Origin of the sequence: Pseudomonas sp. WS 5027 (assembly GCF_012985695.1) — a bacterium.
GTDB classification, from domain to species: Bacteria; Pseudomonadota; Gammaproteobacteria; order Pseudomonadales; family Pseudomonadaceae; genus Aquipseudomonas; species Aquipseudomonas hygromyciniae.
Genome location: NZ_JAAQWU010000009.1, coordinates 127,180 through 150,400, shown reverse-complemented (window position 1 = coordinate 150,400; position 23,221 = coordinate 127,180). Strand labels below are relative to the sequence as shown.

Here is a 23,221-nt window from a genome sequence, read left to right as displayed (position 1 = left end):
CGACAGTGGCGCGCCGCTATACTGCCGGCCTGTCGGTACCTGAATTCTGGAGAGAAAAGCATGTTGCAACGCCTGTTGTTCGGTTTGATCACTGTGACCAGCTTGACCCTGGTTGGCTGCGCCCACAGCCCGCAGCAACTCAGCCCGCAACCCAAGCTCACTACGCAGCTGGCGCCTGTGGGCCACGGCCAGCCGGTCTCGGTGCGGGTGGTTGACGGTCGTCCGTCGCCGACCCTGGGCACTCGCGGTGGCTTGTACCCGGAAACCAGCTCCATCACGGTGACTGGTGCCGACGTGCTGCCCAAGCTGCAAGCCCAGGCCGAAGCGGCTGTGCGTCTGCTGGGCTTCACCCCGACCAGCAACTCGCCAGGCGCACCGCAGTTGACCGTGACCCTGGCCGAGCTGAAGTACCAGTCGCCCAAGGAAGGCCTGTACGTGACCGAAGCCACCATTGGCGCGACCTTCCGCTCTGATGTGTCGGCCGGCAACCGCCGCTACAGCGGCCGTTACGGTGCGTCCCTGGACCAGCGCTTCGGCATGGCGCCGAACCAGGAAACCAACACCAAGCTGGTCAGCGACGTGTTGAGTGATGCCCTGACGCGTCTGTTCAAGGATCCAAGCATCGGCCAGATCCTCAGCTCGCAATAATCGCTAGTAAAAAAGCCGGGCCCGGTCACGGGCCCGGCTTTTTTGTGCCTGCTGGCGTCATGCCGCCGTTTCGACATAAAAGTCCAGCACACTCACTCCAGTCAGCAGATCCAGCTCCGGCAGGTCGGCATGTTGATGCCCGCCGAGGGCGCAATACACCAGCCAGTGCCGGTCCTGGACATTGAACGCCAGGCCACCGACCAGCGCCTCTTGCTCATCGCTTGGGGCGATCAGGTACAGCCGATCCTGGTTCTGCGCATGCAACATGACAAGCTCCTGAGTGTACGAAGGGCAACAGGGTGGCTTGTTAAGGTGACGTTCAGGTGACGCTGTAAATTACTCGATACATTAGTCGTCAATGGGGGCAGGGAGCTGCAATGCGCGGGAGAGCGCATTTGGATGGATAACTGTCACACTGGGGTCTGAAATGCCGTTGCCTGCGCTACTGATCAATACCGCTGCACTGCTGATTGCGTGCCCTGGCGCCGGGCTGCTGTTCGTCACGCGCCTGCGGGAACAACGCGCGATGGCCAATCTGGCCGCACAGAGCGAAGAGCGGGCGATCGACCAGCCGATGTTGTTTCTGGATGTGCGCACCGAGCGCAGTCATCGCCTTGGCTATCGCATCGGTTTTGCCTGTCTTAGCCTGGCGCTGCTGCTGTCCTGGCTCAGCACTCGGCTGTAAAAACACCACAAAACAACTGTGGGAGCGGGCTTGCTCGCGAAAGCGGTGGATCAGTTAGTACAGATTTGACTGATCCACCGCTTTCGCGAGCAAGCCCGCTCCCACATTTAGACGGGTGTTTACAGGGGGATCCCTGCTTTGACCCGGTACTGATTACGCACTGGCGTCGCATATTGCAGCACCAGATACGGTCGGTGCTCTGCCGGGCAGGCATTCAAGCGCCGTTCCCACTCTGCTTTCGCTTTCGCCAGCTCGTCCGCCGGGAATACCTCGGCAGCCGTCGGCACCTGCAATTGCGGGTCGGCCTCGCTCCACTGTGCATATGCCAGGTAGTGCACTGGAAACAAGCGATACCCGCCGAGAATCTGCCGATCCATCTCGATGGCCAGCAGCTTGGTGTCTTCAAAACGCTCGGTAATCGGCGGCGCAAAGTTGATATGGACCCGGCCCTTGTAGCCGGTGATGCCCAGGGCAATGCTCACGTCATCCTCACCTGGCGCCTTGGTGTAGGTGCCGGTAGTGGCGCGGATGTACAGCTCCCGAGCCTTGGCCGCGTCGCACGGGTCGTATTCGTAGCTGATGGACACGGGTGTCAGGTTCAACGACAGGATGACGTCGGCGAATGGCTCGTCCTTGCGGCTCATATGGAACATCTTGAGGATCGCCGACTCGGTGCGATCATCCCCATCCTTGGCGCGACCTTCGGCCTGGGCGATCCAGATCGACTGGCAGTCATTGCGGATCGAATGGTTGATGTAAGCCGACAGCAACTGATAAGCCGCCATTTTCTCGCGTCGCCCGGTGATGGAGCGATGCACGATAAAACTCTTGTTCAGGCGCATCAGGTCGCTGACAAACGGCTTCTGCAGCAGGTTGTCACCGATGGCAATACGCGGTGTTGGCAGGCCGGCGTGGTACACCGCATAGTTGACGAACGCCGGGTCCATCACGATATCGCGGTGATTGGCCAGGAACACGTAGGCCGTGCCGGACTTGAGCTGCTCGACCCCGGTATAGGTGACGCCGTCGGTCGCCCGGTCAATGGTGTGGTCGACGTAAAACTCGACTTTGTCCTGCAAGGTGGCGACGGTGGTGACGCCGGCGAACTCACGGCGCAGCTTCTGGGCGATCAGCGGCTTGAGCAGCCAGCCAAAGGCACCGGCAAAGCGCGGGAAGCGAAAGTGGGTCAGGATGTCCAGAAAGGCCTTGTCACTGAACAGCCGGGCCAGCACTGCCGGGACTTCGCTGTCGTTGTAAGGTCGGATGGTATCGAATTCGCCCATCATGCTCTCTTGTTAGAAACGGCTAGGGTAAGTAAAGGTTTGGATCGATAAGTGACAGGGCGAGGTCTGAACAAATGGCATCAAACGAAAAAGCCCTGCAAATAGACCGGCGATTATACGCACAAGTCACCTGGGAGACCGCGATGCTCGAAAGTGCGCTGTACGATTGTCCTTATTGTGGTGAACGGATCGAGACAAGCGTGGACTTGTCCGGTGGTGACCAGAACTATATAGAAGACTGCCAGGTGTGCTGTCGGCCGATCATTTTCGACCTGCAGGTTCACGGCGACGAATGGATGCTCGAAGTACGCAGCGAGAATGAGTAAAGGGGGCGGCCATGCAACGAATCTACGAGCCGGAAAACCTGATGGAAGGTGAGTTGTTGCAAAAAATGCTCGCCAGCGAAGGCATTGATGCCCATCTGGTGGGGCGTCATTTGCTCGGTGGCACGGGGGAGCTGCCGATTTTCGGCCTGTTGGGCCTGGAAGTAGAGAACGACCAGGCTACCTGTGCCCGCGAGCTGATCACTGCGTACATCGGTGCGCAACCGTTGCCCGGCGATGAACCCGACAGCTACCCCGACGTGTTGGTCTGTTAGGCTGTCGATCGGTTTACCCAAGAGTCGTGTTGCCCCATGTGTGGACGTTATGCCCTGTTTCGCTGGAATCAAGCCTTTGCCGCCTTGCCGGGTTTCCCGGCGGATCAACAGGCCCAGTGGAATATTTCCCCCAATGATTCGGTGCTGATCCAGCGCGCCACTGACGGCCAGCGCACCCTGGCGCGGGCACGTTGGGGGCTGACGCCACCGTGGTTGACCGATCTGTCCCGCACCCCGGCCCACGCCCGCGCCGAAACCCTGGCCGAACAGCCGATGTTTCGCGAGGCCTTTCGTCTGCGCCGTTGTCTGCTGCCGGCCAATGGCTTTTATGAGTGGCGCGGCACCCAGCGCAAGCGCCCTTACTGGTTGACGCCGGGGGAGGGTTCGACCCTGTTTTTCGCGGCGATCTGGGAGGCTTACCCGGTGCAGGAGCAGGTGTGGCTGAGTGCGGCGGTGGTCACCCAGGCGGCGCAGAGCCAGCGCCGGCCGTTGATTCTGGATGCGGCAGGTCAGGAAGCGTGGCTGGACCCCGAGACGCCGTTGCATGTGTTGCAGGGATTGCTGGCCGGTGAGCCCACCGCGTTGCGTGAGCGGGTGCTGGCAAATATGGTCAATGATCCCAAGCTCAATGGCCCGGAATGCCTTACTCCGGGGTGAGTCTGCCAGTACTTGGTTGTTTTGGCTGGCCTCATCGCGAGCAAGCTCGCTCCCACATTTGAATGTATTCACACATCACACGCGGGAGCTGGCGTGCCAGCGATGAGGCCCTAAAGGCCGCTGCAGCCGTCAGACCTTGAACTGATTGATCAACCGCCGCTGCTGCTCCGCCAACTGGGTCAGCCCCGCACTCGCGGCACTGGACTCATCGGCACCACCAGCCACTTCATTGGCCACCTGGCCGATATTGATCACATTGCGGTTAATGTCCTCGGCCACCGCGCTCTGTTCTTCCGCCGCACTGGCAATCTGCGTGTTCATGTCATTGATCACCGATACGGCCTGGGTGATGGTCTCCAAAGCCTGGGCGGCCTTGGCAGCATGTTGCACGCTTTCATCGGTGCGCTGCTGGCTGTCTTCCATGACCCGCACCACATCCCGCGTGCCTTGCTGCAATTGCTGGATCATGGTCTGGATTTCTTCGGTGGCCTTCTGGGTTTTCTGCGCCAGGTTGCGTACTTCGTCGGCTACCACCGCAAACCCCCGGCCCTGTTCGCCGGCCCGGGCAGCTTCGATCGCGGCGTTGAGGGCCAGCAGGTTGGTCTGCTCGGCAATGCCGCGGATGGCGGTCAGGATTGCATTGATGTTTTCGCTGTCCTTGGCCAGGGCCTGGACCACGCCAACGGCCTTGCCGATCTCCAGGGCCAGGGCGCCGATGGACGTGGAGGTGTCGCGCACAATCTGCATGCCCTGGCTCGCGGCCTGGTCGGCGTGGGTGGCGGCTTGTGCGGCCTGGGTGGCGTTGCGCGCCACGTCCTGGGCGGTGGCGGTCATTTCGTGCACGGCGGTGGCGACCTGGTCGATCTCGGCCATTTGTTTGTGTACGCCTTGGTTGGTGCGGATGGCGATATCGGCGGTGTGCTCCGACGAGTCGCTGACCTTCTGCACCGAACTGACCACCTGGGTAATCATGCCCTGCAGCTTGATCAGGAAGGTGTTGAAACCCGCGGCAATCGCGCCCAGTTCATCGGCGCGGTCACTGGTCAGGCGGCGCGTCAGGTCGCCTTCGCCTTGGGCGATGTCATTGAGCATCGCCACCATTTGCTTGAGCGGCCGTGCAATGCCATGGCCCACCAGCCAGATCACCAGCAGGCCGATGCCCGCAATCAACAGGCCGACCATGGTCATGCCGAAGATATCGGTTTTGCGCTGGGCATCGAGGTCGCTTTGCAGGGTGTGCAGGTCGGCCATTACCGCGCCCAGGGGCAGTTGCAGCATCAGGGTCCAGCGCGCATCGGTCTGGCCGATGTTGAACGGCAGGAACAACTCGATTTGCCCGTTGGCCTGGTCGATGTCGTAGCGCACGTCGCCGATTTTCAGTTGGCCGAGGTTTTCCAGTTCTTTTTTGGCGAGCAGATCGCTGGCCTTTTCCCCCAGTTTGCTCGGGTCCTTGGTGTAGGCGACCAGGCGGCCGTTACTGGAAATCAGTGCCATTTCACCGGCGCCGTTGTAAAGCTTCTGGTCGGCTGCGGTGAGCATTTCCTGGATGAAGTTCACCGACAGGTCGGCGCCGACGATGCCCTGGAACGCGCCGTCGATCATGATCGGTTCGATAAACGAGGCCAGCATCACCGTGGTGTTACCTACACGATAGGGGGCGGGGTCGATGGCGCAAGGCTTCAGGGTTTCCTTGGAGCAGAGGTAATACTCGCTGGCGCGAATGCCGGTGGAGAGGATTTTCTGGTCAGTCAGGTCGGCAAGTTTTTCCAGGCCCAGGCTGCCGTCCTGGTTGCGGAACCACCAGGGCATGAAGCGCCCGTTGGTGGGTTCGACACCAACGACGGTGGAGTTCAGGTAATTGGCGTCGTTGTGGTCGATGGCATTGGGTTCCCAGGCTATATAGGAACCGAGGATTTTCGGGTTGCGCACCACGGTTTCGTGCAGCAAGTTGATCAGTTGTTCACGGCCGACCTGCAACGGGGCGGCGCCGCTTGGGTCTTTCATGCCCATCAGCGCATTGGTGGTAGCCAGGCCCTTGGCGGTCACCAGTGGCGCTTCCAGTTCGCGCTGGATCAACGTGGCCTGGGTTTGCGCCAATGCCGTAAGGCGTTGCTCGATGATTTGCTCGAATTGCGCCTGGGTGCGTTCCTGCACCATTTCCTGGGTCCGCGCGCCGGCAAACAATGCGTACAGCACCAGGGCCGCCACGACGCTCAGGACAATGGCCCCGGCCAATGCTGCGACAGAAAACTGAATCGACTTGAATTTCATGATGGCTCCGGGCGCTGGGGGCATGGTCTGCCTCCTTATATCGGCCACCGGCCTGACACACATGAGGGGGTGTCCGGCAAAAGCGTTCGGGATGTCGTAAATAGAATGGTCGTAGGCGTAGGCGTCGTCTGAAATTTAACGGTTAAGCGTCAGGTGTATCTGGCGCCGATACAGAGGAGGGCCTACGATACGCGCCATGTTTTCAGGGAGAATGTGCATGAAAAAATATTTGGCGGTAACGGCATTGAGCGCAGCCTTGCTGCTCGCCGGTTGCCAGTCGGTCAACACCACCAGCGGCGGTGCCGTGGGTGTGGAGCGCAAGCAGTACATGTTCAGCATGCTGTCGAGCCAGGAAGTCGACCAGATGTACGCGCAGTCGTACCAGCAGACCCTGGGCGAAGCCAGTGGCAAGGGCCTGGTGGACAAGACCAGCGCCAACGCCAAGCGCGTGCAGGCCATCGCCAAGCGGCTGATCGCTCAGGCGCCTACCTTCCGCCCGGATGCGGCGCAGTGGAAGTGGGAAGTGAACCTGATCAAGAGCGACGAGATGAACGCCAACTGCGGGCCTGGCGGCAAGATCTTTGTCTACAGCGGGTTGATCGACACGCTCAAGTTGACCGATGACGAGTTGGCGGCGGTCATGGGCCATGAAATTGCCCATGCTCTGCGTGAACATGGCCGCGAAGCCATGTCCAAGGCCTATGGCATCGAGATGGCCAAGCAGGGCGCCGGCGCATTGCTGGGCCTGGGTCAGGACAGCATGGCGCTGGCCGACACCGTGGCCAACTACGGCATGACCTTGCCCAACAGCCGCAGCAATGAAAACGAAGCCGACCTGATTGGCCTGGAGCTTTCAGCCCGCGCCGGTTACAACCCGAACGCCGCGATCACGCTGTGGAACAAGATGGCCAAGGCCTCGGAAGGCGCACCGCCTGAGTTCATGAGCACTCACCCGGCCTCCAGCAGCCGGATCGCCTCGTTGCAGGCGGCGATTCCCAAGGTGATGCCGCTGTACCAGCAGGCCAAGAAGTCCTGATAATTCAGGCCTTGTGAAGCTCCAAATGTGGGAGCTGGCTTGCCTGCGATAGCGGTGTATCAGTCACGTATTTATCAACTGAGCCACTGTTATCGCGGACAAGCCCGCTCCCACACAGGCCCGCAGGTCAGATCCAGCCGCTGCTTTGCATGGCCTTGTACACCGCCACCAGCGCCAGGATGAAGAACGCCGAGGCCGCCAGGCGCCGAATCAGGGTCAAGGGCAGTTTCTCCGCCGCGAAATTCCCCGCCAGAACCACCGGCACGTTGGCAATCAGCATCCCTAAGGTGGTGCCGATAATCACCAGCCACAACTCCGGATATTGCGCCGCCAGCATCACTGTGGCGATCTGCGTCTTGTCACCGATTTCCGCGATAAAGAACGCAATCAGGGTGGTCAGGAACGGCCCGAACTTGCGTGAAGTACTGGCTTCATCATCGTCGAGCTTGTCCGGCACCAGGGTCCACAGGGCCGTGGCGCAGAAGCTGGCGGCGAGGATCCAGTGCAGCACCGCATCCGAGAAGAAACTGCCGAACCAGGCGCCCACGGCACCGGCGGCGGCGTGGTTGGCCAGGGTCGCGGCGATGATGCCGGCGATGATCGGCCAGGGTTTGCGAAAGCGTGCGGCGAGAATAAGTGCGAGCAACTGCGTCTTGTCGCCGATTTCGGCCAAGGCCACGATTGCGGTAGGAACGAGAAGTGAATCCAGCATCAGGTAGGTTTCCAGGGGCGGGTCGACACGGCTATGACACGTACAGCCTTCCCGCCCCGGGTAAGGTGTGCGTGTCATAGGTCTTGTCAAACCCCGGTCCGTCTGTGCGGACTCCTGGGTCGCATACGCCATGGTCTGCTGACCAAGTATGTTGACGTATGCCGGACGAGCATGTTGCTCGTGGGAGACTACTCCCCTAGGACGGAGCGGATTCTGCCTTGGCAAAATCCATTCGGCAAGCCTTCTTTTTCAAACGCCCGTCAGCCGCGCTTGGCCCGGTAGATACGAAAACCCTGGCCCTCAGCCTTGACTGCGCACACGCCCAGGTGCTCTTCGATCAGCGGCTGGTACTTCAGGAAGCTATTGGCGACTAGCCGAAGTTCGCCGCCGTTTTTCAGATGTTGGCGTGCTTTTCGCAGCAGGTTTTCCGTTGCGAAATAATCCGTGTGCACCCCGACATGGAACGGCGGGTTGCTCAGAATTGCATCCAGGCCCATGGGCGCGGCATCGATGCCATCGCCGGTCAGCACTTCGCCTTCCAGGCCATTGGCCTCCAGGGTCAGGCGACTGCTGGCGGTGGCGAAGGCGTCCACATCAAGCAGGGTCACGGTGTTGTGCGGGTAGCGCCGCTTGACCGCAGCGCCCAACACGCCGGCGCCACAGCCGAAGTCCAGCAGATGACCGCTGGGCAGTTTGTCCAGGTGGTCCAACAACAGGGCGGTGCCGCGATCCAGCCGGCCATGGCTGAACACGCCGGGCAGGCTGACGACCTTGAGCGGGCCGTCGGCCAGTGGTACTTCAAACACTTGGGCCAGGCTCGTCAGCTCCGGCGCCGCCGGAGTGTTGGCCACGGTGGCCAGCCACAGTTGGCAGTGTCGCGCATTGTCGAGCTTGCGTGGTTTGCCAAAGGCGTTGAGTTGCTTGGCGGCGCTTTCGATGCCGCCGCGTTTTTCGCCCACCAGGTACAGCTCGGCACCCGGCAGCCGTGCCGCCACGGCCTTGAGGATGTAGTCGGCCAGATCCTTGGACTTGGGCAGGAACACCACCGCCGTGTCGAATGGACGCTGCGGTACATTCACCCCGAAATGGCTGCGCTCGGCAAACCGCGCATCCAGCGCCGCCTGATCGCCGGCATGCCAGCACCAGCCATGGGCATTGGGCAGGCGCCCCAGCAGGTCATCGGCGGGCAGGCCGGCCAGCAACACGTTGCCTTGAAAAAGTTCGGCCTGACGAAGCAGTACTTCACTGCGCGGATCCATGGTCTGCTCCCTGAAAAAGGAGCGCAGTTTATCAACTGACGACGCGCTGCGGTGCGCCGCTGAAAAAGCCCCGGGCGTTTTCGGTCAATTGGCCGACGATCCGTTGCCGCGCTTCGCGACTGCCCCAGGCACTGTGGGGGGTGATGATCAGCCGTGGGATGTCGCCGGCCAGCAGCGGGTTGCCGCTGGTTGGCGGTTCGACGCTCAGCACATCGGTGGCTGCACCGCCCAGATGACCGCCGCGCAAGGCGTCTGCCAAGGCTTGCTCATCGATCAGGCTGCCGCGCGCGGTGTTGACCACGAACGCCCCCGGCTTGAGCAGCGCCAACTCGCGGACACCGATAAAGTGACGGGTGTGTTCGTTGAGCGGGCAATGCAGGGTCAGGGCGTCGATTTGCGGCAGCAGTTCATCCAGTGGCACTCGATCTGCACGGGCCGGGCGGCCAGGAATGGCTCCCAGTACCACGCGCATGCCAAAGGCTTCGGCCAGGCGCGCGACGGCCCCGCCCAGTTCGCCGTGGCCGAGCAAACCCAGGGTTTTGCCTTCCAACTCGACAATCGGGTAATCCAGCAGGCAGAACTGCTTGGCTTGCTGCCACAGGCCGGCGTCGACGTCTTTTTGATAGTCCTTCAGGCGTGTGGCGAGGTTGAGCAGCAGCATGATCGTATGTTGCGCCACCGATGGCGTGCCGTAGCCCTGGCAGTTACTTACGGTAATACCCTGGGCGCGGGCGGCGGCCAGGTCGACGTTGTTGGTGCCTGTGGCGGCGATCAGGATCAGCTTCAGGTCGGGGCAGGCGGCCAGGGTCTGGGCGTTGAGCAGGATCTTGTTACTGATCGCTACCTGGGCACCTTGCAGGCGCTCGACCACCTGATCCGCCGAGGTCTGCTCACACAACTGCAAGTCGCTGAAAACTTCCCGTAATTCGCTGAGGTCAAGGTCCCCCTGGTCCAGGGACGGGTGATCAAGGAAGACGGCGCGGCGATTGTTCGTCATCAACTGTACCTTTTGCGACAGGGTTCGAAGGCGTAATCTGCCGAGCCTACCAGATGAAATAATCAGTTACTTCTTGGAGTGTGCATGTACCTCACCGAGTTTTTGACCGTGGCGTTGATTCACCTGCTGGCCGTGGCCAGTCCCGGGCCAGACTTTGCCGTGGTGGTGCGCGAGAGCGTGACCCATGGCCGACGCGCTGGCACCTGGACGGCGCTGGGCGTCGGCTCGGCGATTTTCCTCCATGTTGGCTACTCGCTGCTCGGTATCGGCTTGATCGTGTCCCAGTCCATTGTGCTGTTCAACGCCTTGAAATGGGCGGCGGCGGCCTACCTGTTGTATATCGGCTTCAAGGCCTTGCGTGCGCAGCCGGCCAAGCCTGCCAGTGAAGAAGAGCTGCACCGTGAAGTGGGTGAGCGCAGTGCTCGTGGTGCCTTTACCTCGGGTTTTGTGACCAATGGCCTGAACCCCAAGGCCACGCTGTTTTTCCTGTCGCTGTTCACCGTGGTGATCAATCCTCACACGCCGTTGGCAATCCAGGCCGGTTATGGCCTGTACCTGGCCGTGGCCACCGCCCTGTGGTTCTGCATGGTGGCGATGTTGTTCAGCCAACAGCGCGTGCGCGCCGGCTTTGCGCGCATGGGCCATTGGTTTGATCGGAGCATGGGGGCGGTGCTGATTGCCATCGGTGTGAAAGTGGCTCTCACCGAGCGCTAGGCGCGCCATTCGTGAATGAATGCTGGCGCAAAGCTAGCATTCATTGCGTTCTACAAATCATTCCTTCGGCTGATTTGGCCGGCGTGCAACGTCTCTACAGTGCAAATCCTTTAGCCAAGACCGTGCAGTCATAAAAAGGGATTCGTATGTTGCAGACTCGTGTTATCCCGCCCGCCGAAGGCGCCTACCAATACCCGCTGTTGATCAAGCGCCTGTTGATGTCGGGTGCCCGCTACGAGAAAACCCGGGAAATCGTCTACCGCGACAAGCTGCGCTACACCTACCCAACCCTGATCGAACGTGTCGCCCGCCTGGCCAATGTGCTCACCGCAGCTGGGGTCAAGGCCGGTGATACCGTGGCCGTGATGGACTGGGACAGCCACCGTTACCTGGAATGCATGTTCGCCATCCCGATGATTGGCGCGGTAATCCACACCATCAACGTGCGCCTGTCGCCGGAGCAGATCCTCTACACGATGAACCACGCCGAAGACCGCTTTGTGCTGGTCAACAGCGAGTTCGTCGGGCTGTACCAGGCGATTGCCGGGCAGTTGACCACGGTCGACAAGACTCTGCTGTTGACCGATGGCGACGAGAAAACCGCCGACCTGCCCAACCTGGTGGGTGAGTACGAAACCCTGCTGGCCGCTGCCAGCACTCAATACACCTTCGAGGATTTCGACGAGCATTCGGTGGCCACCACCTTCTACACCACGGGTACCACCGGTAACCCCAAGGGTGTGTATTTCACCCACCGCCAACTGGTGCTGCACACCATCGGCGTGGCGACCATCATGGGCAGCGTCGACAGCGTGCGTCTGCTGGGCACCAACGATGTGTACATGCCAATCACGCCGATGTTCCACGTGCACGCCTGGGGCTTGCCGTATGTGGCGACCATGCTCGGCCTGAAGCAGGTCTACCCGGGCCGCTACGATCCGGAATACCTGGTGGAATTGTGGCGCAAGGAAAAGGTGACGTTCTCCCACTGCGTGCCGACCATCCTGCAGATGCTGCTCAACGCCAAGGCCGCCCAGGGTGTGGATTTTGGCGGCTGGAAAATCGTGATTGGCGGCAGCGCGCTCAACCGCTCGCTGTATGAAGCGGCCAAGGCCCGTGGCATCCAGTTGACCGCGGCCTACGGCATGTCCGAGACCGGGCCGCTGGTTTCCTGTGCCCACCTCAATGAAGAGCTGATGGCCGGCACCGAAGACGAGCGCACGACCTATCGGATCAAGGCCGGTGTGCCGGGGCCTTTGGTGGAGGCCGCGATCATCGATGGGGATGGCAATTTCCTCCCGGCCGATGGCGAGTCCCAAGGCGAACTGGTGCTGCGTGCGCCGTGGCTCAGCGAAGGCTATTTCAACGAGCCGCAGAAGGGCGCCGAGCTTTGGGACGGTGGCTGGATGCACACGGGCGACGTGGCCACCCTGGATGCCTTCGGCGTGATCGATATTCGCGATCGCATCAAGGACGTGATCAAGACTGGCGGCGAATGGATTTCTTCCCTGGCCCTCGAAGACCTGGTCAGCCGGCACCCGGCGGTACGCGAAGTAGCGGTGGTCGGGATTGCCGACCCGCAGTGGGGCGAGCGCCCGTTTGCGCTGTTGGTGGTCCGTGAAGGCCACGGGATTGGCGCCCGTGAACTCAAAGAGCACCTCAAACCGTATGTCGAGCAGGGCCACCTGAGTAAGTGGGCGATTCCAAGTCAGATTGCCATTGTTACGGAAATTCCCAAGACCAGCGTCGGCAAGCTGGACAAGAAACGTATCCGTATCGACATCATCGAATGGCAGGCCAACAACAGCACCTTCCTTTCCACGCTCTGACCCTTTGCGCCGTGCCCGTTCGGGCACGGCAATGCTCTATCACAAGCCTTCGCCTTGTCATTTCCCAGATTTGAGCCATCCTCTCTCGCGTCAGCCTTCGCTGACATGGCGAAAGGGCTGTTGCAGACGGGTTGGTGATGCAAATCACACTTTAGAGGGATCAAGCGATACCCCCTGCTGGCTATAGTCCCTCCCAGAGTTTTTCAAGTATGCGGCGCTGCGGTCCTGGGTGGTCCGGCGGCTGTCTGGCATTGGAATCGTTGTATTCCGGCTGTTACAAGCATGTTTGAAAAGGCTCACTGCCATAACAATAAAATGCACATGGAGTAGCGTCGATGACCTCAGTAAATCAGTTCTGGCGCCGGGCGAGATTACCCCTGGCGGTCAGTCTTGCCTCGACCCTCGCCGGGCCCGCATTCGGCGTTAGTTTCAACATCGGTGAAGTCGAAGGCAGCTTCGACTCGTCCCTGTCGGTGGGGGCCAGCTGGAGCACGGCCAAGCCCGATCGCGACCTGATTGGTGTCAACAACGGCGGCAAGGGGCTGTCGCAGACCTCCGATGACGGTCACTTGAACTTCAAGCGTGGGGAGACGTTCTCGAAGATCTTCAAGGGTATCCATGACCTGGAACTGAAGTACGGCGATACCGGTGTGTTTGTGCGTGGCAAATATTGGTATGACTTTGAACTCAAGGATGAGAGCCGCGAGTTCAAGGACATCAGTGATCACAACCGCAAAGAGGGCGCCAAGTCCTCTGGCGGGCAGATCCTCGACGCTTTCATCTATCACAACTATTCCATTGCCGATGCCCCGGGTTCGGTGCGCTTTGGTAAGCAAGTAGTGAGCTGGGGTGAAAGTACCTTCATCGGCGGCGGTATCAACTCCGTCAACCCGATCGACGTGTCTGCGTTCCGTCGTCCGGGCGCCGAAATCAAGGAAGGCCTGATTCCGGTCAACATGTTCTACGTGTCGCAATCCTTGACCGATAACCTGTCGGCAGAAGCCTTCTATCAGTTGGAATGGGACCAGACGGTTACCGATAACTGCGGGACGTTCTTCTCCCAGCCGGATGTGGTGTCTGATGGTTGCAGCGACAACCTGCGCCTGCTGGCCAAGCGCTCGACCATTGCGGCAACGGCCCCAGGACGCGGCGCATTGGCGGTATTTGATCGCATGGGCATGGACATTAACAACGAGGGCACCCTGGTTCGTCGCAGTGCTGACCGGGATGCACGTGACAGCGGCCAGTTCGGCGCCGCGATGCACTATAACTTTGAGCCGCTGGATACCGAATTCGGCGCTTACTTCATGAACTACCACAGCCGGGCGCCGATCTTCAGCGCGACGGCAGCACCTGCGTCAGCTTATGCCATGGCACCTGGCTTCGGTCAGTTGGCACCCGTGTTCATTGCGGGTAACTCCAAGTATTTCATCGAGTACCCGGAAGACATCCGTTTGTACGGCTTGAGCTTCTCTACCACACTGCCTACCGGCACCGCATGGAGCGGTGAGGTGAGCTATCGCCCGAATGCTCCGGTACAGCTCAACACCACCGATATCCTGTACTCCGCTGTTAAACCATTGAAGGGCATTTACGGCAACGCATCCCTGCTCAATGGTGTGCCTGGGGAGGATATGCATGGTTATCGTCGCAAGGAAATCACCCAGTTCCAGACCACGCTGACCCACTTCTTCGATCAGGTAATGGGTGCCAGTCGTCTGACCGTGGTCGGTGAAGTAGGGGTGACGCATGTCGGCGGGCTTGAGAGCTCATCGAAGATTCGTTATGGCCGTGACCCGGTCTACGGCCCGGGCGCGTTGCCTAGCACGGGCGGCGCGAATACCTGCTCGCAGATCCTGAACACCGGCACCATCGGTGGCGCGGGTCCAGGCACAGACGCCAGTAATCTTTCCAAGAACTGTAACAACGACGGCTTCACCACTGCTACATCCTGGGGCTATCGCGGCCGCGCCATCTGGGAATACCCGGATGTGTTCGCCGGTGTGAACCTCAAGCCTAGTGTGGCCTGGTCCCATGACGTGAGCGGTTACTCGCCAGGTCCTGGCGGCAACTTCGAAGAAGGTCGTAAAGCGGTGAGCCTGGGGCTGGACGCGGAATACCAGAACACCTACACCGCGAGCCTGGCCTACACCAACTTCTTTGGTGGCGACTACAACACCTCGAAGGACCGCGACTTCTTGGCCCTGAGCTTCGGCGCGAACTTCTAAGCACACTGCATTTCAGGAAGACCAGAACATGAAAATAACCAAAAGTCTGTTGCACGTGGGCGTGCTGGGACTGTCGATCATGGCCAGCAGCGTCATGGCGGCTGTCTCGGCGGATGAAGCCGCCAAGCTGGGCACCACGCTGACCCCGATGGGCGCGGAAATGGCCGGCAACGCCGCCGGCACTATCCCGGCCTGGAAACCCCTGCCAACCAACGCCGGCGCCGTGGATGCCAAGGGCTTCCTGGCCAACCCGTATGCCAGCGAACAGCCACAGTTCACCATCACCGCGCAGAACGTCGAGCAGTACAAAGACAAGCTGGCGCCGGGGCAGTACGCGATGTTCAAGCGCTACCCCGAAACCTTCAAGATGCCGGTGTACACCACCCATCGCGGCGCCACTGTGCCTGCGGAAGTGTTCGCCTCCATCAAGAAAAACGCCACCAATACCAACCTGGTAGGTGGCGGTAACGGCCTGGAAAATTTCGAGACCGCGATTCCGTTCCCGATCCCGAAAACCGGGGTCGAGGTGATCTGGAACCACATCACCCGCTATCGCGGCGGCAGCGTGACGCGTCTGGTGACCCAGGCCACGCCGCAGGCCAACGGCTCGTACAGCCTGGTGTACTTCCAGGATCAGTTCGTGTTCCGCGACAAGATGAAGGACTACGATCCGGCCAACCCGGGCAACATCCTGTTCTACTTCAAGCAGCAAGTGACTGCACCGGCGCGTCTGGCCGGTGGTGTATTGCTGGTACACGAGACTCTGGACCAGGTGAAGGAGCCGCGTGCGGCGTGGGTCTACAACGCCGGTCAGCGCCGTGTGCGTCGTGCGCCGCAAGTGTCCTATGACGGGCCGGGTACCGCTGCCGATGGCCTGCGTACCTCCGACAACCTCGACATGTACAACGGTGCGCCGGATCGTTACGACTGGAAGCTGGAAGGCAAGAAGGAAATCTACATCGCTTCCAACAGCTACAAGCTCGACGATCCGAAGCTCAAGTACGCCGACATCATCAAGGCCGGCCACATCAACCAGGACCTGGCACGCTATGAACTGCGCCGCGTCTGGCACGTGGTCGCGACCCTGAAGGAAGGCCAGCGTCATATCTACGCCAAACGTGACTTCTATATCGACGAAGACACCTGGCAAGCGGCCGTGATCGACCATTACGACGGTCGTGGCCAACTGTGGCGCGTGGCCGAAGCCCATGGCGAGAACTACTACGACAAGCAAGTGCCGTGGTACGCCCTCGAAACCCTCTACGACCTGCAGTCCGGCCGCTACCTGGCACTGGGCATGAAGAACGAAGAGAAAAAGGCCTATGACTTCGGCTTCACTGCCACCACCAAAGACTTCACCCCGGCGGCCCTGCGCCAAGAGGGTGTTCGCTAACCAGCGGTAAACACGTCCGCACCTGTGGGAGCTGGCTTGCCAGCGATGGCATCACCTCGGTCTATCTGACATACCGAGGCGATGCTATCGCAGGCAAGCCAGCTCCCACATTTGTTTGGGGGCCCTGAACATCGCTGGTTATTTCTTGTTGTAGTCTTTTTCAGACAAATGTTGCAAAGATCTACAAAGCGACGGCTTTTAACGCTAGTCTGCGGACATCTGCAATGCCGACCACAGCCTACTACAAGAGCCCGGCGATGACTGATCTGTCCCCTATTCAAGGGCCTGCCAGTGCGGTAATCCCCACGCTGGAAGGGCGCTTCTATCGACCCCCGCTGCCTGATGGCTATGTGCTGCGCCCGCGCCTGTGCGAGCGTTTGAGCGCGGGCCTGGATGGCCGTTTGCTGCTGGTCAGTGCGCCAGCCGGGTTTGGCAAGAGCTCGCTGGCGGTGGAGTTTTGCCAAAGCCTGCCCGATCACTGGCAAAGTCTGTGGCTGGGCCTCAGTTCGCGGGACAGTGATCCGGGACGTTTTCTTGAGCGTCTGCTGGAAGGTCTGCAACAGTATTTCCCGCAGGTAGGCAACCAGGCCCTGGGCCTGTTGAAAATGCGCCAGCGCCATCAGCCCTTTGCCTTTGAAGAGTGGCTAGATGGCTTGCTCGACGAACTGACCGTCTGCCTTTCCACGCGCGCGCCCTTGTTACTGGTGCTGGATGACTACCACCTGGCCCAGGGCCCGGTGCTGGATCGCTGCCTGCAGTTTTTTCTCAACCATTTACCCGATGGCCTGTTGGTGCTGGTCACCAGCCGCCAGCGTCCCGATTGGCATCTGGCGCGGCTGCGTTTGTCCCGGCACTTGCTGGAGTTGCACGAACAGGACCTGCGCCTGACCAACGATGAATCCCTGGCCTTGCTCGACCGCCATAGCAGTTCGTTGCGCGGTGAGGCGCTGGACAACCTGATCCGCCGCAGCGAAGGCTGGGTTGCCGGCCTGCGTTTTTGGTTGCTGGCGGCCTCCGAAGCCGGCAGCGAGGCCGACTTGCCCCAAGGCCTGCATGGTGGGGAAGGGCTGATCCGTGACTATCTACTGGAAGAGGTAATCGACTGTCTGCCGCCAGAGGTCCAGGCCTTCCTCTATGACACCGCGTCCCAGGAGCGTTTTTGCAGCGAGCTGTGCGACGCCGTGCGCGAGGCCCATGACAGTGCGGAGATCCTGCGTTACCTGCAAGCCCACCAGGTATTCCTGGTACCGCTGGACGAGCAGGGCCACTGGTACCGCTATCACCACCTGTTTTCCGATTTGCTGCGCACCCGGCGCTCACCGAACGCGATGCTGCCGGCCGCCAGCCTGCACTTGCGCGCTTGTCGCTGGTTCAATGCCCAGGGCTTGCTCGATGAGGCCGTGGAACAGGCCCTGCGCGCCGGGCATCTGGATGTCGCGGCGAACCTGGTGCAGAACCTGTCCGAAGAGCAACTGCTGGCCGAACAGAACGTCGGCATGCTCCTGCGCTGGAAGATGGACTTGCCCGATAGCCTGTTGATCAGCACGCCACGCCTGATCGTGCTCTACAGCTGGGCGCTGGGGCTGGCCTGCCAGTTGGACGCCGCAGAAGAATTGTCCAGCCATCTCAGCCGCTTCCTGCCGGCACCGTCCGCCACGGCACAGAAGTCGATGCTCGCTCAATGGCTGGCCCTCAGCGGCATCATTGCCCGGGGGCGCGGCAATCGCGAACTGACCCAGCTGTATTGCAGCGAAGCCCTGGAAAGCCTGCCGCACAAGCGTTATGGCCAGCGCTTGATGTGCCTGTCGACCTTGTCGAACCTGGCCATCGTCGACGCTGACCTGTGGCGCGCGCGGGGCTTGAATCGCGAATCCCTGGAGCTGGCGCAACGCGTCGGCAACCCGCTGTTCGAGGCCTTGGCCCATTACGACCGGGCGCGGGTGCTGCAGGCACGCGGGGAAATCCTGCGTTCCCTGGAGGAAGTGCGTGAGGGTCTGCAACGCTTGCAAGGCCTGGCATCCCAGCGTCTGTATGCGGTGCGCGCGCGCCTATCGCTATACGAAGGGTTCCTGTTGTTGATGCGGTGCCAGCCCGAAGCCGGCTTGTTGCGCCTGCGCGCAGGGCTGGCCGAGGCCCGCGCCTGCCGGGATATCAGCGTATTGATCGGCCACTGTGTCATCGCCAATCTTGAGGGGCGCCGTGGCGACTTCCCCAAGGCCTTTGCCGAACTGGCCGAAGCCGAGCGGCTGATGCATATCTGGGATGTGCCGCCGATTTACTACCTGGCCATGATTACCCTGATCAAATGCGAGTTGTGGTTGGCCCAGGGACGTACCGACCTGGCCGATGCCTGGCTGGTGCGCTTGGGGCAAACCTATAACGGCGACCAGGCCGCCGCCGCCCCTGAGTTTCATCCACATCTGCCGCAACATATCGAGTTGCAACAGGCGGCCCTGGAGGCCATTCGTGGTCACTCCGACAGCGCCCTGCGTCGGCTCGATGCGCTCGCCCGGCAAGCTGAAGGCAAGGGCCAGCAGATGATCGCGGTGATGGCCCTGAACCAGCACGTGCTGTTGTTGCTGGATGACGGCCAGGCAGCGTCAGCCCGACCGGTTTTTGCCCGGGCCGTGCAAGTGGCGAGCGGCGGCGCGTTGCAACCCTTCCAGCGCCTGTTGGAGCGTTATCCCGACTGGGTGCGCGAGCAACTGGGCCAGGCGCCGAATGACCTGCTGCGGCAAAGCCTGTGGGCCCTGCTGCCGGCGGTTGCTCCGCGCGAGCCGGTCGAAACCAGCCATTCCAGCGAAACCTTGAGCGCCCGAGAGCTGGCGGTGCTGCAGTTGATCGCCCAAGGCTGCTCCAACCAGGAAATCAGTAACCAGCTGTTTATCTCGCTGCACACCGTCAAGACCCACGCCAGTCATATCAACAGCAAACTGGGAGTCGAGCGCCGCACCCAGGCGGTCGCGCGGGCGCAGGAGATGGGGTTGTTAGGGTAAGGGGGAGACTTGCGCCGCAAAAGCCGGATAATGGCGGCCAATTCGTTTGCTCCGCTATTCTGGTAATCCCGCATGGAAATCAAGGTCAATTTTCTCGACAACCTCCGGCTTGAAGCCAAGTTCGATGACTTCACCGTGGTGGCCGACCAGCCGATTCGCTACAAGGGCGATGGCTCGGCCCCCGGTCCGTTCGACTACTTCCTGGCTTCGTCGGCGTTGTGCGCGGCTTACTTTGTGAAGTTGTACTGCAGCACGCGCAATATCCCCACGGACAACATCCGCCTGTCGCAGAACAACATTGTCGACCCGGAAAACCGCTACAACCAGATCTTCAAGATCCAGGTCGAGTTGCCCGCGGATATTTCCGATAAGGATCGCCAAGGCATCCTGCGCTCCATTGACCGCTGCACGGTCAAGAAGGTGGTGCAGGCCGGACCTGAATTTGTCATCGAAGAGGTGGAAAACCTCGACGCCGACGCCCAGGCATTGTTGATGCCGGCTTCTGCTTCAGAAGCGGGCACCTATATCGCGGGCAAGGACCTGCCGCTGGAGCAGACCATTGCCAACATGTCGGCGATTCTGGCCGGCCTGGGCATGAAGATTGAAATCGCCTCGTGGCGCAATATCGTGCCCAATGTCTGGTCGCTGCATATCCGCGATGCCCATTCGCCGATGTGCTTTACCAACGGCAAGGGCGCGACCAAGGAAGGCGCACTGGCGTCGGCCCTGGGCGAGTTTATCGAGCGCCTGAACTGCAACTTTTTCTACAACGATCAGTTCTGGGGCGAAGACATCGCCAACGCGGCGTTTGTGCATTACCCGGATGAGCGCTGGTTCAAGCCGGGCCGCAAAGATGCGCTGCCGCCTGAGATCCTCGACGAGTACTGCCTGAAGATCTACAACCGCGATGGCGAATTGCGTGGCTCGCACCTGATCGATACCAACTCTGGCAATGAAGAGCGTGGCATCGTCTCGTTGCCTTTCGTGCGTCAGTCGGACGGCGAGGTGGTGTATTTCCCCTCCAACCTGATCGAAAACCTGTACCTGAGCAACGGCATGAGTGCCGGTAACACCCTGGCCGAAGCCCAGGTGCAGTGCCTGTCGGAGATCTTCGAGCGCGCGGTCAAACGCGAAATCATTGAAGGCGAATTCGCCCTGCCGGATGTCCCGGCCCATGTGCTGGCCAAATACCCGGGCATCCTCGCCGGTATCCAGGCCCTTGAAGAGCAGGGATTCCCGGTGCTGGTCAAGGATGCCTCCCTGGGCGGCGAATTCCCGGTGATGTGCGTCACCCTGATGAACCCGCGCACCGGGGGCGTGTTTGCCTCGTTCGGTGCCCACCCAAGCCTGGAAGTGGCGCTGGAGCGCAGCTTGACCGAGTTGCTCCAGGGCCGCAGTTTCGAAGGCCTGAACGACTTGCCGCAGCCGACCTTCGAAGGGCATGCGGTCACCGAGCCGAACAACTTTGTTGAACACTTCATTGATTCCAGCGGCGTGGTGTCGTGGCGCTTCTTCAGTGCCAAGTCCGACTACGAGTTCGTGGAATGGGACTTCTCCGGCCAGGGCGAAGACTCCAACGCCGAAGAGGCTGCCACGTTGTTCGGCATTCTCGAAGGCATGGGCAAGCAGGTCTATATGGCGGTCTACGAGCATATCGGCGCCAAGGCCTGCCGCATCCTGGTGCCGGACTATTCGGAAATCTATCCGGTTGACGACCTGATCTGGGATAACACCAACAAGGCGCTGTTCTTCCGCGCCGATATCCTGAACTTGCACAGCCTGGATGAAGACGGCTTGCAAGCGCTGGTCGAGCGCCTGGTGGAAAGCGAACTGGACGACTACACCGATATCACCACCCTGATCGGCATCGAGTTCGACGACAACACCGCCTGGGGCCAGTTGACCATCCTGGAGTTGAAGCTGCTGATCTATCTCGCCTTGCAGCAGTATGAAGAGGCGAAAGAGGCGGTGGAGATGTTCCTGCAATACAACGACAACACCGTCGAACGCGGCCTGTTCTACCAGGCGGTGAATGCGGTGCTGGAGATGCAACTGGACGAGGACCTGGAATTGGCAGACTACGAGGCCAACTTCCGCCGAATGTTTGGCAACGAGCGCATGGATGCCGCCATCGGTTCCGTGGAGGGCAGTGTGCGGTTCCATGGCTTGACCCCGACCAGCATGAAGCTCGAAGGCCTGGACCGGCACCTGCGGTTGATCGACAGCTACAAAAAACTGCACGCCGCACGGGCCAATAGCTAGAAGGTATTCCTTATGCACGCCACAACTCCCCGACTGATTCGCGAAACCTTTCCTGTCGGCCCGTTGCAGTGCAACTGCACGATCATCGGTGACCCGATCAGCAAGAAGGCTATCGTGGTCGATCCGGGTGGCAACCATGAATTGATCCTGGCGCGGCTCGACGCGCTGGGCTTGAAAGTGGTGAGCATCATTCACACCCATGCGCACCTGGATCACTTCCTGGCTTCCGGCCAGTTAAAAGAAAAGACCGGCGCCACGCTGCACCTGCACAAGGAAGATCAGTTCCTGTGGGATAACCTGGAAATGCAGTGCCAGATGTTCGGTGTGCCTTACACCCCGGTGCCGGCGCCGGATCGTTGGCTGGCCGATGATGAAGAGTTGGCCTGTGGCTGCGGGGTGGCCTTGCACACGCCTGGGCATACGCCGGGCTCCATGAGCTTCTGGTTTGCCGATGCCAAGCTGCTGATCGCCGGGGACACCCTGTTCCGGCGCGGGGTAGGGCGTACGGATTTGTGGGGTGGCGACCAGGCAACCATCGTGCGCTCGATCCAGCAGCGCCTGTATACCTTGGATGAGGATGCGACCGTGGTGACGGGGCATGGCCCGGATACACGCCTGGGGGATGAAATGCGCGAGAATCCCTTTGTCAGGGCCTGATAGGGCGAGGCTCTGCTAGGGTTTAGGTAAGTGCACTGGCCTCCATCTTTTGTTACAGGACAGAGGCCGGTCATGGAATTTTTGCCGTTTGTCGCGTTCCAAACTCGGCACAGGTCCATTGCCAATGTCCTCTGCATCACAGAATGCAAAAGTAGGAGCTTCCTTCATGTTCACTTCGCGTCGTCTGCTTGTTGTTGCTACCGCGGTAGCCCTATTGTCGGGCTGTGCTTCCCCTAATCCTTACGATGGCAGCCAGGGACAGGCGGACAACGGTTCACAAGGCATGAGCAAAACCGCCAAGTACGGCGGCCTCGGCGCGCTGGCGGGGGCGCTGGCTGGTGCGGCCATTGACCATAACAACCGTGGCAAGGGTGCGCTGATCGGCGCAGCGGTGGCGGGTATCGGTGCTGCAGGTTATGGCTATTACGCTGACCAGCAGGAAAAGAAACTGCGCGAAAGCATGGCCAATACCGGCGTCGAGGTGCAACGCCAGGGTGATCAGATCAAGTTGATCATGCCGGGTAACATCACGTTCGCCACCAACTCCGATGCTATTGCCAGCAGCTTCTATACCCCACTGAATAACCTGGCCGGTTCGCTCAAGCAGTTTAACCAGAACACCATCCAGATCGTCGGCTACACCGACAGCACCGGCAGTCGCCAGCTGAATATGGACCTGTCCCAGCGTCGTGCGCAAAGCGTGGCCAATTACCTGACCTCCCAAGGTGTCAGCCCAACCAACTTGACCACTCGTGGTGCCGGCCCGGATAACCCGATTGCCAGCAACGCCGACGTCAATGGTCGCGCTCAGAACCGTCGCGTAGAGGTCAATCTCGGCCCGATCCCTGGCCAGCAGTATGGCCAACCTGCGCAGCAACAGCAGCAGAACAACCAGTTCCAGGGCAATCCATACCAGCAGTACCAGTAACAACCCGCCAATAAAAAGGGCGCGGTGCAGTCAATGCACGGCGCCCTTTTTTGTGGCTGGGTGATTAG

The 23,221-nt window shown here is 60.5% G+C and carries 20 protein-coding genes and 1 riboswitch; of the genes, 14 read left to right on the top strand and 6 right to left on the bottom strand.

Going from position 1 to position 23,221, the window contains the following annotated elements:
• Window positions 1-60 precede the first annotated feature (60 nt).
• A complete protein-coding gene (locus HBO09_RS13495; RefSeq protein ID WP_169994627.1) occupies window positions 61-648 on the top strand; it encodes a YajG family lipoprotein in 588 nt (195 codons plus the stop codon).
• A 57-nt stretch (window positions 649-705) separates the two neighbouring features.
• On the opposite strand, the gene HBO09_RS13490 is transcribed toward HBO09_RS13495, so the two are convergent.
• Window positions 706-915, bottom strand: coding sequence for a hypothetical protein (locus HBO09_RS13490; RefSeq protein WP_008434269.1), 210 nt, complete (start codon window positions 913-915; stop codon window positions 706-708).
• A 160-nt stretch (window positions 916-1,075) separates the two neighbouring features.
• On the opposite strand from HBO09_RS13490, the gene HBO09_RS13485 reads away from it, so the two are divergent.
• The gene (locus tag HBO09_RS13485; protein ID WP_169994625.1) at window positions 1,076-1,333 is read left to right on the top strand and encodes a hypothetical protein; all 258 of its coding nucleotides are present in this window, start codon (window positions 1,076-1,078) and stop codon (window positions 1,331-1,333) included.
• A 119-nt stretch (window positions 1,334-1,452) separates the two neighbouring features.
• Here the strand turns inward: HBO09_RS13485 and HBO09_RS13480 are convergent, their stop codons facing one another.
• On the bottom strand, window positions 1,453-2,616 hold the full coding sequence (locus tag HBO09_RS13480) for a 1-acyl-sn-glycerol-3-phosphate acyltransferase (protein WP_169994622.1): 1,164 nt from the start codon (window positions 2,614-2,616) through the stop codon (window positions 1,453-1,455).
• A 143-nt stretch (window positions 2,617-2,759) separates the two neighbouring features.
• Between HBO09_RS13480 and HBO09_RS13475 the strand changes: the two genes are divergently transcribed.
• The 3 genes from HBO09_RS13475 to HBO09_RS13465 are packed head-to-tail and all read left to right on the top strand — an operon-like array spanning window position 2,760 to window position 3,871.
• The gene (locus tag HBO09_RS13475; RefSeq protein WP_029297780.1) at window positions 2,760-2,942 is read left to right on the top strand and encodes a CPXCG motif-containing cysteine-rich protein; all 183 of its coding nucleotides are present in this window, start codon (window positions 2,760-2,762) and stop codon (window positions 2,940-2,942) included.
• 11 nt (window positions 2,943-2,953) lie between these two features.
• Window positions 2,954-3,214 (top strand): DUF2007 domain-containing protein, encoded by a 261-nt coding sequence (locus HBO09_RS13470; RefSeq protein WP_169994619.1) that lies wholly within the window; start codon window positions 2,954-2,956, stop codon window positions 3,212-3,214.
• Between the two features lie 36 nt (window positions 3,215-3,250).
• Complete coding sequence (locus HBO09_RS13465; RefSeq protein ID WP_169994617.1) at window positions 3,251-3,871, top strand: SOS response-associated peptidase; 621 nt, start codon at window positions 3,251-3,253, stop codon at window positions 3,869-3,871.
• Window positions 3,872-4,000: 129 nt separating this feature from the next.
• Here HBO09_RS13465 and HBO09_RS13460 read toward each other — a convergent pair whose 3' ends face one another.
• The gene (locus HBO09_RS13460; RefSeq protein WP_169994614.1) at window positions 4,001-6,142 is read right to left on the bottom strand and encodes a methyl-accepting chemotaxis protein; all 2,142 of its coding nucleotides are present in this window, start codon (window positions 6,140-6,142) and stop codon (window positions 4,001-4,003) included.
• 217 nt (window positions 6,143-6,359) lie between these two features.
• On the opposite strand from HBO09_RS13460, the gene HBO09_RS13455 reads away from it, so the two are divergent.
• Window positions 6,360-7,178: a M48 family metallopeptidase gene (locus HBO09_RS13455; protein ID WP_029297787.1), complete on the top strand. Its 819-nt coding sequence runs from the start codon at window positions 6,360-6,362 to the stop codon at window positions 7,176-7,178.
• A gap of 127 nt (window positions 7,179-7,305) precedes the next feature.
• Here the strand turns inward: HBO09_RS13455 and HBO09_RS13450 are convergent, their stop codons facing one another.
• From HBO09_RS13450 to HBO09_RS13440, 3 genes are all read right to left on the bottom strand, one after another.
• Window positions 7,306-7,890 carry a TMEM165/GDT1 family protein gene (locus tag HBO09_RS13450; protein ID WP_029297789.1) on the bottom strand — a complete coding sequence of 195 codons (585 nt, stop codon included), beginning with the start codon at window positions 7,888-7,890 and terminating at the stop codon, window positions 7,306-7,308.
• Window positions 7,891-7,979: 89 nt separating this feature from the next.
• Window positions 7,980-8,099: riboswitch (yybP-ykoY riboswitch) on the bottom strand.
• Between the two features lie 51 nt (window positions 8,100-8,150).
• Window positions 8,151-9,149, bottom strand: coding sequence for a class I SAM-dependent methyltransferase (locus HBO09_RS13445; protein ID WP_169994611.1), 999 nt, complete (start codon window positions 9,147-9,149; stop codon window positions 8,151-8,153).
• 31 nt (window positions 9,150-9,180) lie between these two features.
• Window positions 9,181-10,146: a 2-hydroxyacid dehydrogenase gene (locus HBO09_RS13440; RefSeq protein ID WP_169994609.1), complete on the bottom strand. Its 966-nt coding sequence runs from the start codon at window positions 10,144-10,146 to the stop codon at window positions 9,181-9,183.
• 84 nt (window positions 10,147-10,230) lie between these two features.
• Between HBO09_RS13440 and HBO09_RS13435 the strand changes: the two genes are divergently transcribed.
• The 8 genes from HBO09_RS13435 to HBO09_RS13400 all read left to right on the top strand — a co-directional run bounded on the left by HBO09_RS13435 (window position 10,231) and on the right by HBO09_RS13400 (window position 23,153).
• Window positions 10,231-10,860 (top strand): LysE family transporter, encoded by a 630-nt coding sequence (locus tag HBO09_RS13435; protein ID WP_169994607.1) that lies wholly within the window; start codon window positions 10,231-10,233, stop codon window positions 10,858-10,860.
• A gap of 146 nt (window positions 10,861-11,006) precedes the next feature.
• Window positions 11,007-12,689 (top strand): fatty acid--CoA ligase, encoded by a 1,683-nt coding sequence (locus tag HBO09_RS13430; protein WP_169994604.1) that lies wholly within the window; start codon window positions 11,007-11,009, stop codon window positions 12,687-12,689.
• Window positions 12,690-13,024: 335 nt separating this feature from the next.
• The gene (locus HBO09_RS13425; protein WP_169994601.1) at window positions 13,025-14,917 is read left to right on the top strand and encodes a DUF1302 domain-containing protein; all 1,893 of its coding nucleotides are present in this window, start codon (window positions 13,025-13,027) and stop codon (window positions 14,915-14,917) included.
• 28 nt (window positions 14,918-14,945) lie between these two features.
• A complete protein-coding gene (locus tag HBO09_RS13420) occupies window positions 14,946-16,310 on the top strand; it encodes a DUF1329 domain-containing protein (protein WP_169994599.1) in 1,365 nt (454 codons plus the stop codon).
• A 257-nt stretch (window positions 16,311-16,567) separates the two neighbouring features.
• Window positions 16,568-19,306 carry a LuxR C-terminal-related transcriptional regulator gene (locus tag HBO09_RS13415; protein ID WP_169994596.1) on the top strand — a complete coding sequence of 913 codons (2,739 nt, stop codon included), beginning with the start codon at window positions 16,568-16,570 and terminating at the stop codon, window positions 19,304-19,306.
• Between the two features lie 72 nt (window positions 19,307-19,378).
• A complete protein-coding gene (locus HBO09_RS13410) occupies window positions 19,379-21,568 on the top strand; it encodes an OsmC domain/YcaO domain-containing protein (RefSeq protein ID WP_169994593.1) in 2,190 nt (729 codons plus the stop codon).
• Window positions 21,569-21,580: 12 nt separating this feature from the next.
• Window positions 21,581-22,225: an MBL fold metallo-hydrolase gene (locus tag HBO09_RS13405; RefSeq protein ID WP_169994591.1), complete on the top strand. Its 645-nt coding sequence runs from the start codon at window positions 21,581-21,583 to the stop codon at window positions 22,223-22,225.
• Window positions 22,226-22,391: 166 nt separating this feature from the next.
• Window positions 22,392-23,153, top strand: coding sequence for an OmpA family protein (locus tag HBO09_RS13400; RefSeq protein ID WP_029297808.1), 762 nt, complete (start codon window positions 22,392-22,394; stop codon window positions 23,151-23,153).
• The last annotated feature ends 68 nt before the right edge of the window (window positions 23,154-23,221 follow it).